Source organism: Enterococcus sp. PLH-Efm8, assembly GCF_053011625.1.
The window spans coordinates 195,010-209,920 of record NZ_CP172568.1 but is presented as its reverse complement, the minus strand read 5'-3'; the positions used below and the strand labels follow the sequence as shown (position 1 = coordinate 209,920).

The window sequence follows — 14,911 nt, the reverse complement described above, 5'->3', positions numbered from 1 at the left end:
TTCTTATTTCTTGGAGTTAAACGCTTCTGTCCCAGCCTCTTTTTTCGAATAAATGATGTTTAATCAGCTGTCCTTCGGTATTCGTTCAAGCCGCTGATTTCACAACCTCTCCACTAAACGGTGTACTAAAGCTCTTTTAAGGTTGTTTTCCGATATAGGCAAGTATGCCTCCGTCCACATACAAGACATGGCCGTTAACGAAATCAGATGCGCTAGAAGCCAAGAAGACAGATGGTCCAGCCAAATCGATTGGCTCGCCCCAGCGTGCTGCTGGCGTACGTCCAACGATAAATTGATCGAATGGATGACGTTCACCGTTTTCTTGTGTTTCGCGTAATGGAGCAGTTTGCGGTGTAGCAATATAACCTGGTCCAATTCCATTACATTGGATATTGTATTGACCGTATTCAGAAGCGATGTTTTTCGTCAGCATTTTTAATCCGCCTTTTGCCGCAGCATAAGCACTGACCGTTTCGCGTCCTAATTCACTCATCATGGAGCAGATATTGATGATTTTACCGCCGCCTTTTTCGATCATATCCCGAATAACTGCTTTTGAAACGATGAATGGGGCATTTAAATCCACGTCGATTACTTGGCGGAAGTCTGCCGCATCCATTTCGATCATCGGTGTCCGTTTGATGATCCCTGCATTGTTGACTAGAATATCAACTGAACCTACATCTTCTTTGATCTGTTGAACCATCGCTTGAACCGCTTCTTCATCGGTCACATCGCAGACATAACCTTTTGCATCGATGCCTGCTTCTTTATAATGCGCTATACCTTCATCAACTGATTCTTGATTCAAGTTATTAAATACGATTTTTGCTCCTGCTGTAGCTAAAGAGCGTGCAATCTCAAATCCAATACCATAGACAGCACCGGTGACTAATGCTACTTTTCCATCTAAACGAAACATATCCATACTAAATTCCATCATTTTCTCTCCCTTATGCTTATTTTAATTGATCCATTTGCACCATATCCATGTCTGTATAGGTGATATTTTCTCCGCACATTGCCCAGATGAATGAGTAATTGCTTGTACCTACACCTGAATGGATCGACCAGCTTGGCGAAATAATGGCTTGTTCATTGTCTACGACTAAATGTTTTGTTTCATCTGGTTTGCCCATCATATGGAACACACGTGTATCTTCATTGGCATAATCAAAATAGACATAAGCTTCCATACGACGTTCATGTGTATGACAAGGCATCGTATTCCAAGCACTTCCTGGTTCTAAAATCGTATAACCCATTTATAAATGACAGCTATCGCTGAAGCTTCTACTGCTGTAAATATCCCCGTCAAGATACCACCGATAATGATGACAATCAATAGAAGGCTAGGAATCGCCTCTTTTATTATTTTTCCAGCATGAGCCATCTGTCCTTTTTCGACAACAGGGTATTTATTCTTTTTAGCAACGATGAATGCTACTAGCATGATTCCTAGCGCCCACAAAGTGAACTGAACCCCAAAAGTTGAACTATTTAATGGACTGTTTCCGATATTCTACTGGAGATAGTCCATTTAACTTTAGTTTTATCCTTTTGTTATTATACCACCTAATATACTCATTTAATTTACTTTGAAATATCTCAATTGATCGGAATTTTTCTCGATAAAAAAACTCTGATTTAAGCACACCAAAAAAATTTTCTATTACAGAATTATCTAAGCAATTTCCTTTTCTAGACATGCTTTGAATAATGTTATTCTCTTTTAATTTTTTTTGATATTGTGGCATCTGATACTGCCATCCTTGATCTGAATGTAGAATCAGTGAACCCTCAGTTCCCTTTTTTTTAATTGCTTGTTGAAGCATTTCTTCAATCAGTTTATATGTTGGACTAGTTGATATACTATAACTAATTATTTCTCCGTTAAATAAATCAAGTATAGGAGATAGATAGATTTTTCTTCCTTTTATCTTGAATTCAGTGACGTCTGTCACCCATTTTTTATTGGGTGTATCTACTGAAAAATTTCGTTTTAACACATTCTTGGCAATTTTTCCTACTGTTCCTTTATAAGATTTATATCGCTTTATTCGGATTTGACAGGTAAGTCCCATTTGGGACATTAATTTTCTAACTGTTTTATGATTGATTGTATATCCTTTCATCTTTAACGCTAAAGTGACTCTACGATAACCATAAGAGTTTCTTGATTCTTTTACAATCGCTGTAATTTCTTGCTTTATCTTGCTATATTTATCTGGCTTATCTAATTTTTTTACCCAGTAATAATAAGTTGACTTCGCTAATTGTGCAATTGAAAGTAATAGATTCAATTTAAATTCTTTTTTGAGCTGAAGGATTGTTTTAACCTTGATTTCTTCTTGCTCAAATCTTGTTCTTGAATCAAGGTTTCTAACTTTTTTAAATATGCGTTCTCTGCTCTTAAACGAATAACTTCTTCTTCAAGAGACTCATCTTTAAGTTTTTTAGGAATGTTTAGCTTGGAATTCATACTAATTTTTCTGCCCCTTTTTTGGCTCTCAAGTGAAGAAGCACCGCCTTCTTCATATTGCTCTATCCATTTACTTAGAGTTCTATTTGAACCGATATTAAATTTTTTAGCAGTTTCTTGGATAGAAAGACCATTTGTTTCCATATATTCTATAACATCAAGTTTAAATTTTGTAGTGTAGCTTTTGCCACCTCCAACCAAGCCTTCCCAACCATGATAGTTATAAATCCTTACCCAATGTCTAACCAGTGTACGATTTATTTGATATTTATGTGCAAGATATTTGTAGCCGCCTTCGTTATTTAAATAGTCTGAAACTACTTTTTTCTTAAAAACAAATGTATATTTCCGCAAAAAAAGCACCCCTTTTAATTAGATTTCTAGTCTAACTTTTGGGGTGCACATCAAAAGCGCCTACGAGATAACCTCCCATAAACAAAGCAGAGATCGAAGCACCACCAGCAACAAGTGAATACATGATAAAAGCAGTACTTGGAGGAATGACCATACCTGTCGGAGCTGACGCGATATTGACCGCTGTCGCAAACTTCCGGTCATATCCTTCTTCCACTTGCTGAGGGATCAACACTCCACCAATCGCGGTAGAAGCGGCAATGGCCGAGCTAGAGATGGAACCAAATAAAGCATTCCCTAACACATTCGTATGAGCCAAAGCCCCCGGCACGCGCCCGACGAACAACATCGCAAAATCCACTAGTTTCTTAGCTATCCCTCCATTATTCATGATAATGCCCGAGAGAACGAAAAACGGAATAGCGATCAGCGAAAAACTATTGATACTTCCCACCATTTTTTGAGCTGAACTAAAAGCAGAAACATCAAACGGTATAACTAACAATAAAGTCATCATCGATGAGAATGCAATACTTATAGCAATCGGCATCCCTAATACAAGCAACACAACAAATACAAAAAATAACACTAATCCGGCTTCTATTGCCATTTTATTCCTCCATTTTTATATTTTTTCTTGAATTGCTGGCTTGTTGCTTAATGTATCGATTAGATTGATCAGGCTATAGATAATGATGAGTACCCCCGATACAGGTACTGACAGATAAACATATCCCATAGGAATACTTAAAGAAGGCGAGATCTGCCCCATTGTCAATGTGACAGCATTCCATCCGCCATACACCATGATCATCGCAGCAAATACCAGAAATAAACTTTGAACAACAACTTCTAAAATTTTACTTTTTTTGCCAGTTAATTTTTCACTTAAAACCGTTACGGCTAAACGTGCTTTTTGTCCCACAACATACGCGGAAGACAACATGGCAAACCAGACAAGACCGAATCGAACAAGCTCTTCCGTGACCGTATTTGGATTTCCTAAAACCGTTCTGGAAAATACTTGCCATAAAACAACAGCGACCATCCCAACAAGCAAAACAGCTCCCAGGATCTCTAATACCTTGTTTAAAATCATTTTCATTACAGCTACGCTCCTTGCTCTTGGATCTTTTGATAAAGGTCTTTGTAGGTAGGATCGTTTTTGAATATATCATGAAGTGGGGCAACTGCCTCTCGAAACGGTGTATTATCTACATCATTGAATTGGACTCCATGTTCTTCTTGTGCTAAAGCTTTTTCTTCTTCAATTGCTTTTGCAAAAGCTTCAATTTCAAAAACCGTTGATTCTTTCGCTGCTTCTTCAATGGCTTTTTCCTGTTCATCAGTTAGCTGTTCTTTGATGGCATCATTCATGATGATGATATCTGGCACACGTGTATGCTCATCATAGGAATAGTATTTAGCTACCCCGCCATGTCCAGCTGTATACAAGACAAATTCATTGTTTTCTGATCCGTTGATCAAATTGGATTGAAGAGACGTGTACACTTCATCACTTCCCATAGGTACGGGCGAACCGCCTAAAAGCTCTACCATTTTGATAGCGGTTTCGCTTTGCATCACACGGATCTTCTTTCCCTTCAAATCTTCCGGCGTATGGATCGGACCGTCTACCATATAAAAGCTGCGCTGACCAGAATCATAATAGGTCAATCCGGTAAATCCTAAATTTTTGGTCGATTGGTAGATTGGCTCCATTATTTCTTCATTATCCATCACCTTAAAGAAATGTTCTTCATCATTGAATAGATAAGGAACGGAAAAAATCGAATAATCTTTAGAGAAACTTTCCAACGCTGAGGCACTTACTTTTGTGAAATCTACTGCTCCTGACTGTGTCAATTCGATCAGTTCACGTTCTCCACCCAGTTGTCCATCTGGGAAATACTGGATCTGTACGGAACCATCTGTTTTTTCTTTTACTAAACGCCCAAATTCATTCATTGCATCAATTACTGGCTGTTGCTTGCATAAGCAAAGCGCAAGGTAACTATCTCATTTACGTCTGCATCTGCGACAGTTGCCACACTAGAATTATTTCCGCAGCCGCTTAGACCTAGCAGACCTAGGCTAAGCGAACTTGCTGCAAACAGCAGTGATGTTTTTTTCATATGGGTTTCCTTTCTTTTAACAATAAGAGACGAGCAATTCTGTCAAACAAAGCACCGTTAACGACTGTCCATAAGGCATTGCTGTGATTCCGATATTCCGATAAAAATCTAAACTGTCCCCCATTCCTGTCCCGATTGAAACGTTTTGAACTTCTCCTTTTTCATCGATTTGTTCAAGCAATCCTTGGATAGCACGATAAGCGACTTCTTTATATTCTTGTGGTAAATAACGTTTATGGACCGCTTTCAAAATACCGTAAGCAAATCCTGCAGTTGCAGAAGATTCTACGTAAGAAGAAGGATCATCCAACAACGTATGCCATAAACCGCTTTCAGACTGATAAGTTTTTAATGCACGCACTTGTGCTTCAAGTGTTTCGATCAATAATTTGCGCAATGCATCTTCTTTCGATAATTCTAAGATTTCAATGATCTCTGGAATAGCAATCGTCAACCAGCAGTTTCCACGAGCCCAAAATGCTTCGGCATAGTTATGATTTCCTTCAAACGTCCAGCCGTGATACCACAATCCTGTTCGTTTATCCATCAAGTATTTGATATGGATCATAAACTGGTAACGAGCTTCTTCTAAATATTCTGGGCGATTCAACAGTTTCCCGATTTTTGCCAAAGGAAGCACTGTCATCATCAATGTATCGTCCCACAACTGATTCTTATTTTCCGGTCCATATGTGGCATGCTGTAACCCGTCTTCATTTGTCCGAGGCATGTCATTCATGACCCATTCTGCCCATTGTTCTAAATAAGGCAAATAGCGTGAATCTTTCGTGTCTTCATACAAGTAAGCCATAGTCAATAGCGGTGCCATTGTATTGACGTTTTTGGGCGGAGCGCCTTCTTCCATACGATCCTCAAACCATTCATTGACCACTTGATAAGCGCGAGGATTTTTTGTCATCTGGTAATTTTTATAAATACCATATAGACCGACACCTTGTGGCCAATTCCACACTGTCCAGCTTTTGTCATCTACTTTCAGTCCATCAAAGTCCAACAAAAATTCACCATTATCGTCTTTGATCGTTGTCAGGTTTTCAACGAGCAGGTCAATTTTTTCTTTCACTAATTCTTTAGGTACAAAAATCTCTTCTTTAATAATCATCTTTACGCCACCTTTTTAAACGCTTTCATTTTATATCCTTAATATAGCAGTAATACCGTCCACTATAAATATCGCTTTTTGAACAAAAACTGTCTAAAATTGACCTAAATGTTAAATAACAAAAGTAACTTTCAGTTACTTGGAAATTAAAAAAAGAACTTGGAGAAACAACGTTTTCCAAGTTCTTTTTCATCTATTTTCTTATCTTTTTTCTACGCTTTCTTTTGCTTATCCGTTGTAAGCATCAATGATGATCTGTTTCAATTCAGAGATCAATGGTTCTTTCGGATTAGCTGTCGTACATTGGTCTTCGTAAGCTAATTCAGCCATACGGTCTACGGTTGTATCTAGTGTTTCTTGTGTGACTCCTTGAGCTTTTAGACTCATGTTGATGCCGACAGATTTTCCTAATTCATAAACAGCCGTTGCTAAAGCTTCGACTAATTCCTCTGTTGTTTCGCCTTTCAGACCTAAGAATTTTGCGATATCTGCGTAATCTGTATCTGCACGGAAATAGTCATATTTAGGGAACATCGCATGTTTTTGTGGATCTTTTGCATTATAGCGGATAATATGCGGTAAAAGAATCGCATTTGTCCGTCCATGAGGGATCCCGTATTCCCCGCCGATTTTATGTGCGACTGAGTGACAAATACCTAGGAATGCGTTAGCAAACGCCATACCAGCCATTGTAGAAGCGTTGTGCATTTTTTCACGTGATTCCATATCAGGTGTTTTTACTGATTTTTCTAAATAGTCAAAGACTAACTTGATTGCTTGTAGGCTCAATCCACGTGTATAATCTGAAGCCATGACTGAAACATAGGATTCGATTGCATGTGTTAACACATCCATCCCGGTATCTGCTGTGACAGATGCTGGAACTGACATGACGAATTGAGGATCGACGATTGCGACATCTGGCGTCAATGCATAATCTGCTAACGGATATTTCACATGTGTTTCACTGTCAGTGATGACCGCAAATGGCGTTACTTCAGAACCAGTCCCTGATGTTGTCGGGATACATACGAATTGTGTTTTTTCTGGTTTGTCGATCTTATATGTCCGTTTACGGATATCCAAGAATTTTTGTTTTGCACCAAAGAAAGATGTGTCTGGGTGTTCATAGAACATCCACATTCCCTTAGCTGCGTCCATTGCAGAACCGCCTCCAAGAGCGATTACTGTATCTGGCTTGAAGTCTGCCATCAGTTTCGTTCCTGCGTATACGGTATTTGTCGATGGGTTCGGTTCAACATCTGAGAAGACTTCGATCTTCACATCATTTTTACGTCGTGCCAATACTTCACGAACTGTATCGCAGTAACCGAATTGGACCATACCAGGGTCACAAACGATCATGACACGTTCAACGTTTTCCATTTTCTCTAAGTACAATAGAGAGTTCTTTTCAAAGAAGATTTTTGGCGGTAATTTGAACCATTGCATGTTATTTCTCCGTTTCGCTACAGTTTTGACATTGATTAAGTTTACAGCAGAGACGTTACGAGAAACAGAGTTCTTACCATAAGAACCGCATCCCAAAGTCAATGACGGAATCATTTCGTTATAGATATCACCGATGCCGCCTTCTGCAGATGGTGTATTCACTAAAATACGACAAGCTTTCATTCGAAGACCGAATTTGACATGCAACTCTTCGTTTTCTGAATGGATAACTGCTGTATGTCCTAATCCTCCAAGATTCAACATACCTTCACACAAATCAAACGCATGGTCCGTGTTGTTAGCTTTGATCATGGCAAGAACTGGAGAAAGTTTTTCTCTTGATAGCGGATAATCTGGGCCTACGCCTTCCAATTCAGCAATCAGCATTTTCGTTCCTTTTGGTACACTGATTCCTGCCAATTTTGCGATTTCCATCGCAGAATGTCCAACGATTGATGGATTGACCGCATATTTTCCTTCGTTCATCACTGCATCTTCTAATTTTTGCAATTCATCTGGTTTTACGATATAAACTTGGTGTGCTTGGAATTCTGCTTTTACTGCTGCATAGATTTCTTTATCCACGATCACAGCTTGTTCAGAAGCACAAATCATTCCATTATCAAATGTTTTCGAAACGATCAAATCGTTCACTGCACGTTTAATTTTTGCTGTTTTTTCAATATAAGCTGGTACGTTACCTGGACCTACACCTAAAGCTGGTTTTCCTGTAGAGTAAGCAGACTTGACCATTCCAGCTCCACCTGTCGCTAAGACGATCGCGATACCTGGATGGTTCATTAGCATAGAAGTCGCTTCGATCGAAGGATGTTCGATCCATTGGATACAATTTTCAGGAGCTCCGGCAGCGATAGCAGCATCACGTACCACTCGTGCTGCTTCTGCAGAAGATTTTTGGGCACTTGGATGGAAAGCAAAAACGATTGGATTTCTTGTTTTCAACGCGATCATTGATTTGAAAATCGTTGTGGAAGTCGGATTCGTTGTTGGAGTTACTCCGCAAACCACACCGACTGGTTCAGCAATTTCAATCAACCCTTTTTGGACATCTTCATTGATCACACCAACTGTTTTATCATGTTTGATATTATGCCAAATATATTCGGACGCATACATATTTTTGATTGCTTTATCTTCGTAAACACCGCGGCCTGTTTCCTCTACAGCCATCTTCGCTAATGGCATATGTTGATCCAAAGCTGCCATTGCCATTTCATGCACGATATGGTCTACTTTTTCTTGATCAAAGCTTTCCATTTCTTTCAATGCTGCATTTGCTTTTTCTGCCAAATCATCAATCATTGCTTGTACGTCAATTGTCTTCGTTTTTTCTTTTTCTATTACTTTAGCCATCATTATCCTCCTAATGGGTCATGGTTATTTGTTAAATAATTCACATGTATATCATACAATATTTATTTTTCTATGTAAACACTTTTTTGTGATTTTTTTCACAGTTATTTTTAAATATAAAATTGCTTTATTTACAGGTGTTTGTATAGAAAAATATATAAAGTTATTTATTATTATTTATATGACACACCCGATTATTCAATATTGAGCAATATATCCCATGCTCTTATCTCTTTCTTTTTTGAATAAAAAATGAGGTAGGACATCTTTCTGCCCTACCTCGTCTTTAAATAAGCTTTGATACTTATTTTTCTTCCTTCTCTTCTGTCTCTTCCAGCGTTTCTGTTGTTTCAGTTTTTACTTCAACTGTCTCAGCTGGTTCTTCTGTTGTTTCAACAGTAGTCGTTGCATCATTTGTTACGACAGTCCCTGGTTTGACCGTTTTGATTGCTGCACGATCGTACTCAAGGAAGATCCCTTCGCAGTCTAAAACAACTGTCCGTTTGTCATTGTCGATTTCTGAAACAACTCCATGTAATCCGCCGATCGTTACGACTGAATCACCTGGTTTCATGCTATCTAACAAGTTTTGACGTTCTTGCTGTTGTTTCTTTTGCGAACGTGACATAAAAAACCACATTGCTAATAGCGCGATAAACATCACAAGCATTGGTAATGTTCCCATTTTTTTCACCTCACTAATTCTGTATCTACAAAAAACACTTTAGCAGAAAAATGCTGATAACACTAGTTTTTTACTTAATTTTTAAAAGATTTTCCTTTAGAAGCTTTTTGCGTTTTCTTTATTGAACCCGTATTCTTCAAAAAAGGCTTCTCTAAATTCAAGCAAATTATCATCCATGATTGCTTGACGTACTTGTTTCATTAGATTCAACAAGAAGTATAAATTGTGGTAAGAAGTCAAACGAATCCCAAATGTTTCATCACATTTGATCAAATGGCGGATATAGGCACGTGTATAGTTTTTACATGTATAACAATCACATTTCTCATCAATTGGACGGAAATCATGGGCATATTTCGCATTTTTCACTACTAGACGGCCTTGAGAAGTCATACATGTGCCATTTCGAGCGATTCGAGTAGGCAAGACACAGTCAAACATGTCTACTCCACGGATAACACCATCGATCAATGAATCAGCAGCACCGACACCCATCAAGTAACGTGGTTTGTTTTCGGGGATCAACGGTGTAGTGAATTCTAATACACGATTCATTTCTGATTTAGGTTCCCCGACAGATAACCCGCCGATTGAGTAACCAGGGAAATCCATCCCGACTAGATCTTTCGCGCTTTGACGACGAAGATCTTCAAACCCTGCTCCTTGGATGATTCCAAATAATCCTTGACGGTCTGGATTAGCATGAGCTTTCAATCCTCGTTCTGCCCATCGAGACGTACGTTCTACTGATTTTTTCACGTAGTCGTAACTTTCATCGAATGGTGGACATTCGTCAAAACTCATCATGATATCAGAGCCCAATTTATTTTGGATGTTGATTGCTTTTTCTGGTGATAAAAACATACGCGAACCGTTCAAGTGATTTTTGAAATGCACGCCTTCTTCTTCGATATTCCGCATATCACTTAATGAAAAAACTTGAAAGCCGCCTGAATCTGTTAAAATCGGTTGATCCCAGTTCATAAATTTATGCAGTCCGCCAGCTTCTTCTACTAAGTCTTCACCAGGGCGTAGCCATAAATGATATGTATTACTTAAAATAACGCCAGCACCCATTTCTTTCAACTCTTCTGGGGACATTGTTTTTACTGTAGCTAATGTTCCTACTGGCATGAACATTGGTGTGGGGAAAGTTCCGTGTGGCGTGATCAATTCCCCTAAACGCGCGCCAGTATGTTTTTCTTTCTTGATTAAACGATAGCGAATGGCAGGTTGCGTCATTCATTTCCCTACTTTCTATATAAAATATCTTGACAACTCCCACCATCATAATCGTTTCAAGTGCTTTTTGCAAGTTCCCTCGGCTTCCTTCTACTTTATTTAATATTCTTTTTTTTATCCTTTTTTTATGAATAACAAAAAAAAGAAAAACATTATGACAGAAATATTTTTTGATACATGGTATATTGGTGTTATTAAAGAAAAGGAGGGAAAAATCATGCAATCTTCTGCAGAATTAAAACGCCAAGCAAAAGAGAGTCTAAAAGGACGTTGGGGACAAGCTGTTTTACTAAATCTAATCCCTACATTGATTGGTATTGCTACTATTCTTCTTATTATGATTCCTATTATCTTGTTTGCCACCACCATATATGATGGATCAGCGAGCGTCTCAGAAGCGACAACTTCAGGAGGCGGTAGTTCAGGAGGCGGTGGCGGAATTATTTCCAGCATCATTAGCGCTTTGTTCATGAGCGGTATTTCTTGGACTTATCTTGATATTTTACGTGGACAAAAAGATCAGATCGAACCATTCAAAGATGCATTTCGTGGATTCAAAGGTTTGTTTATCGGCGGAGTGATCAGCTTAGCTGTGCTGATCTCGATCTTTACAACATTATGGGGTTTGCTATTAGTTATTCCTGGAATCATTAAAAGCTATTCTTATTCTCAAAGCTATTTTATTTACTACGATATCGTCCAAGAAACAGGACAAACACCTAAAGTACTGGATACGATCACTGCAAGTCGAAAATTGATGGATGGTTATAAAGGACAACTTTTCTGGTTAGATCTTTCATTTATCGGCTGGCATATCTTAGCATTAGCAACTGCTGGTATTGGTTATCTATGGCTCAGCCCATACATTTCTGCAACAAAAGCAGCATTTTATGAACAATTGCCAAAAGATATTTAAAAGAGAGTGTGACTTGTGACCGAGGGGGTGGCAGGAGAACACCGTTTATCGAGAGGCAGTAAAAGAAACATTCAGCCCATTAGCAAAAAGGAGGTGTGACAACATTCATGTCACACCTCCTTTTTGTATAGTTCCAGTAAAAAGAAAATCAACTTAGAAACAGTTAATCATTCCTCTTCTTCTGCTTCCGGTAATCGATGGAACTTGATCAGTTCATTCACCGCGATTGGTACGATAGATAAAATCCCTACCAAGAACCAGTGATTCAAACTGATGTGTACTAGGCCGAATAGTTCTTGCGTAAATGGCAGCAAAGCAACAGCCGTTGTAATAGCTAATGCCAGTAACGCCATTTCTACCAAAGCTTTATTGGTCGCTAAATTGACTTTGAAGATCGATTGGCTGCTGCGTACATTGAACACATGCAGAATCGATGAATAAGCTAAGATCAAGAATGCAACAGTTTGACCGACATGCTGACTTGCGTCTACCCATGGGCTGATAGTATCGACATAACTACCTAAATAATAACCAAACAAGGTTACGATGGTGAAGACCCCTGCATTTATGGCAATTTTTTGCAATAAACCTCGAGCAAAGATCCCTTCATTTTTCGGAATGGGTGGCTGATCCATGATGCCGTGTTCCGCTGGCTCTCTTCCTAAAGCAAATCCTGGAAGTCCATCAGCAACTACATTGACAAACAGTAGTTGCACAGCTGTAAATGGTGCTCCCCATCCTAACAGCATCGCAATCAAAACAATAAAGATCTCCGAAATATTACAGCTTAGCAAAAAGTTGATAGCTTTACGAATATTCTGATAAACCGAACGTCCTTGACTGACAGCGTCTACGATCGTCGCAAAGTTGTCATCCGTCAAAATCATATCTGCGGCACTTTGCGCCACATCTGTTCCTGTGATCCCCATGGCACACCCAACGTTACTTGCTTTCAACGCTGGTGCATCATTCACACCATCCCCAGTCATCGCTACGACTGCACCCGTACGTTGCCAAGATTTGACGATCCGGATCTTGTCTTCTGGCGTTACCCGAGCATAGACAGAGAGAGCTTTGACACGCGCATCTAATTCTTCGTCTGATAATTGATGCAGTTCTGATCCTGAAAGTGCTTCTGACGGATCATTCAAGATACCTAATTCTTTCGCTATGGCACTGGCAGTCACCACATGATCTCCAGTGATCATGACTGTTTTGATGCCAGCCTTTTTCGCTCGCTTGATTGCTCCTTTACTTTCTGGACGTGGTGGATCGATCATTCCGATCAGACCAATCAAACGTAAGTCTTTTTCCAGTGCTTCAGAAGAAATATCTTGCGGTTCTTCGTCATAAGTAGCATAACCAACAGCAATCACTCTCAGTGCCCGTTTACCAAAGCGATCATTAACGATCGCCGCTTGTTCTACATCGCCTGAACTAAAGCGCGGAGCAAGAACATCGAATGCTCCTTTGGTGATTGAGATGTATTTTTCGCCCATTTGGTGAACTGTTGTCATCATTTTTCGTTCAGAATCAAAAGGAAGCTCGTTTACTCGTGGATATTTTTCTTCTAATTCTGCCTTTGTATGATAATTCTCTTCAACAGCCCTTACGATGGCTACTTCTGTTGGATTACCTTTGATAACAAGGTCGTCATCTTCTTGCTCGACCGTCACATCTGTACATAGTGCAGCCATTTTCAATATTTCCATCGCGCTGTTCGTCATTGAATCTTCGATATTCGTTACTTCATCTTCTTTGCTCCATACCCGGCGGACGCGCATTTCATTTTGTGTCAGCGTTCCTGTTTTGTCTGAGCAGATAACATTAGCGGTTCCTAGCGTTTCAACTGCTGGCAACTGTCGGATGATCGCATGTTTCCTCGCCATCTTCTGCACACCGTATGCAAGTGTCAACGTAACAATAACAGTCAAGGTTTCCGGTACAGCTGCAACAGCCAAGGAAATCGAAGTCATGAACATCTCAAGGAGTGGTTCTCCTTGCAGTTCACCAATCACAAATACTAAAGCCGCAGCCGCTAAAGCGATCATACTGATTCGTTTGCCTAGCTGATTCAATCGGACCTGTAAAGGTGTTTTTTGCATAGTATTTTCGTTCAAAAGATCCGCGATCTTACCCATTTCTGTAGCCATGCCAATGGCAGTGACGATCGCTTTCCCACGACCTGCAGCAACCGTACATCCTTTAAATACCATATTAAGTTGGTCACCTAATGACTCATCTTCTTCAGCAATAAATGCTGCATCTTTTTCAACTGCTTCACTTTCTCCAGTCAACGCCGATTCTTCTACACGTAATTGTGATGCTTCGATCAAACGGGCATCGGCAGAAATAGCATCACCGGACTCTAAAACAAGAATATCACCCACTACCAGTTGCTCTGACTCAACAGTGGTCACTTTGCCGTCTCGTATGACAGTTGCCGTTTGTTTATTCATATCTTGCAAGGATTCCAGTGCTTTTTCTGCGTTTCCTTCTTGGACAATCGCCAATACCGAGTTGATCACAACGATAGCGATGATCAGCAGTCCTTCAAATAAATCCCCATGTTCTGTAGCAAATGCGGTATAAAAGGAAATCACCGCTGCTACAAGAAGGATGATCGTTGTAAAATCGGACAAGCTTCGAAAGAATTTTTTGATCATCGATTCTTTCGGCGCCTCATCGAATTTATTCAATCCCTGCTTTTTTCGCCGTTCATCCACTTCTTGTGAAGACAACCCAGTATCTGGATCTGCTTCTGTTACCTTCTTTACTTCTTCTATTGTCTGCTTGTATTCTTCCATCCTATTCCTCCTTTAAAATCTTCGTACAAAAAAAGGTACTTATTTTACTATAACATCCTTTTTTTATTTACTTCAAATAAAGGGCTTATCGATTATTTGTTAAGAAAGCGTAAAATTTAAAGTGCTTATATTTGCAAACGCTACCAAAGGATGCTATTATATAGATGTAAGGAAGGAGGATACCATCAAATAGACAGAAGAATTTCTCGATAGAACAGTGTAAGCAAACAAAGTTGTTAGAAGTACAGGTTTCACCCAGACATGCGTGTAGAGTACAAACCTATAAATAGTGAATGCGTATGGATGTTTGGATCACGAAGTATCCGAAACAAGAAGTAATG

9 protein-coding genes and 4 pseudogenes are annotated in these 14,911 nt (G+C 39.4%); 1 reads left to right on the top strand and 12 read right to left on the bottom strand.

Going from position 1 to position 14,911, the window contains the following annotated elements; genetic code table 11:
- Nucleotides 1–136 precede the first annotated feature (136 nt).
- The 11 genes and pseudogenes from ACIFUW_RS01040 to tgt form a co-directional block, all read right to left on the bottom strand.
- Nucleotides 137–940: a gluconate 5-dehydrogenase gene (locus tag ACIFUW_RS01040; protein ID WP_033582433.1), complete on the bottom strand. Its 804-nt coding sequence runs from the start codon at nt 938–940 to the stop codon at nt 137–139.
- A 19-nt stretch (nt 941–959) separates the two neighbouring features.
- Nucleotides 960–1,265, bottom strand: a pseudogene (locus ACIFUW_RS01035) (5-deoxy-glucuronate isomerase); the annotation flags it as partial.
- Nucleotides 1,256–1,471, bottom strand: a pseudogene (locus ACIFUW_RS01030) (TRAP transporter large permease subunit); the annotation flags it as partial. The pseudogenes ACIFUW_RS01030 and ACIFUW_RS01035, both read right to left, overlap by 10 nt.
- Before the next feature lie 25 nt (nt 1,472–1,496).
- A protein-coding gene (locus ACIFUW_RS01025; protein ID WP_086953915.1) for an IS3-like element ISEnfa3 family transposase occupies nt 1,497–2,836 on the bottom strand; the annotation gives its coding sequence in 2 pieces (ribosomal slippage) (nt 1,497–2,395 and nt 2,395–2,836; 1,341 coding nt in all).
- A 55-nt stretch (nt 2,837–2,891) separates the two neighbouring features.
- Nucleotides 2,892–3,446: pseudogene (locus ACIFUW_RS01020) on the bottom strand (TRAP transporter large permease subunit); the annotation flags it as partial.
- A 15-nt stretch (nt 3,447–3,461) separates the two neighbouring features.
- Nucleotides 3,462–3,941 (bottom strand): TRAP transporter small permease, encoded by a 480-nt coding sequence (locus ACIFUW_RS01015; protein ID WP_002300788.1) that lies wholly within the window; start codon nt 3,939–3,941, stop codon nt 3,462–3,464.
- A gap of 5 nt (nt 3,942–3,946) precedes the next feature.
- A pseudogene (locus tag ACIFUW_RS01010) lies at nt 3,947–4,971 on the bottom strand (TRAP transporter substrate-binding protein).
- A 16-nt stretch (nt 4,972–4,987) separates the two neighbouring features.
- Nucleotides 4,988–6,094 (bottom strand): beta-galactosidase BglB, encoded by a 1,107-nt coding sequence (gene bglB / locus ACIFUW_RS01005; RefSeq protein WP_002288261.1) that lies wholly within the window; start codon nt 6,092–6,094, stop codon nt 4,988–4,990.
- 228 nt (nt 6,095–6,322) lie between these two features.
- The gene (gene adhE / locus ACIFUW_RS01000; protein ID WP_002296567.1) at nt 6,323–8,920 is read right to left on the bottom strand and encodes a bifunctional acetaldehyde-CoA/alcohol dehydrogenase; all 2,598 of its coding nucleotides are present in this window, start codon (nt 8,918–8,920) and stop codon (nt 6,323–6,325) included.
- 304 nt (nt 8,921–9,224) lie between these two features.
- On the bottom strand, nt 9,225–9,605 hold the full coding sequence (yajC, locus tag ACIFUW_RS00995) for a preprotein translocase subunit YajC (protein WP_002294182.1): 381 nt from the start codon (nt 9,603–9,605) through the stop codon (nt 9,225–9,227).
- A 96-nt stretch (nt 9,606–9,701) separates the two neighbouring features.
- Nucleotides 9,702–10,847 (bottom strand): tRNA guanosine(34) transglycosylase Tgt, encoded by a 1,146-nt coding sequence (gene tgt / locus ACIFUW_RS00990; protein WP_002294183.1) that lies wholly within the window; start codon nt 10,845–10,847, stop codon nt 9,702–9,704.
- Nucleotides 10,848–11,064: 217 nt separating this feature from the next.
- Here tgt and ACIFUW_RS00985 point away from each other — a divergent pair, with 217 nt between their 5' ends.
- Nucleotides 11,065–11,763: a DUF975 family protein gene (locus ACIFUW_RS00985; protein WP_002296566.1), complete on the top strand. Its 699-nt coding sequence runs from the start codon at nt 11,065–11,067 to the stop codon at nt 11,761–11,763.
- Between the two features lie 167 nt (nt 11,764–11,930).
- Here ACIFUW_RS00985 and ACIFUW_RS00980 read toward each other — a convergent pair whose 3' ends face one another.
- The gene (locus ACIFUW_RS00980; protein ID WP_002289743.1) at nt 11,931–14,570 is read right to left on the bottom strand and encodes a cation-translocating P-type ATPase; all 2,640 of its coding nucleotides are present in this window, start codon (nt 14,568–14,570) and stop codon (nt 11,931–11,933) included.
- Nucleotides 14,571–14,911: the final 341 nt, after the last annotated feature.

Bases quoted from the DNA above. Each gene is read 5' to 3' on its own strand.
- ACIFUW_RS01040 (WP_033582433.1), bottom strand. From the start codon at position 940: ATGGAATTTAGTATGGATATGTTTCGTTTAGATGGAAAAGTAGCATTA.
- ACIFUW_RS01015 (WP_002300788.1), bottom strand. From the start codon at position 3,941: ATGAAAATGATTTTAAACAAGGTATTAGAGATCCTGGGAGCTGTTTTG.
- bglB (WP_002288261.1), bottom strand. From the start codon at position 6,094: ATGATTATTAAAGAAGAGATTTTTGTACCTAAAGAATTAGTGAAAGAA.
- adhE (WP_002296567.1), bottom strand. From the start codon at position 8,920: ATGGCTAAAGTAATAGAAAAAGAAAAAACGAAGACAATTGACGTACAA.
- yajC (WP_002294182.1), bottom strand. From the start codon at position 9,605: ATGGGAACATTACCAATGCTTGTGATGTTTATCGCGCTATTAGCAATG.
- tgt (WP_002294183.1), bottom strand. From the start codon at position 10,847: ATGACGCAACCTGCCATTCGCTATCGTTTAATCAAGAAAGAAAAACAT.
- ACIFUW_RS00985 (WP_002296566.1), top strand. From the start codon at position 11,065: ATGCAATCTTCTGCAGAATTAAAACGCCAAGCAAAAGAGAGTCTAAAA.
- ACIFUW_RS00980 (WP_002289743.1), bottom strand. From the start codon at position 14,570: ATGGAAGAATACAAGCAGACAATAGAAGAAGTAAAGAAGGTAACAGAA.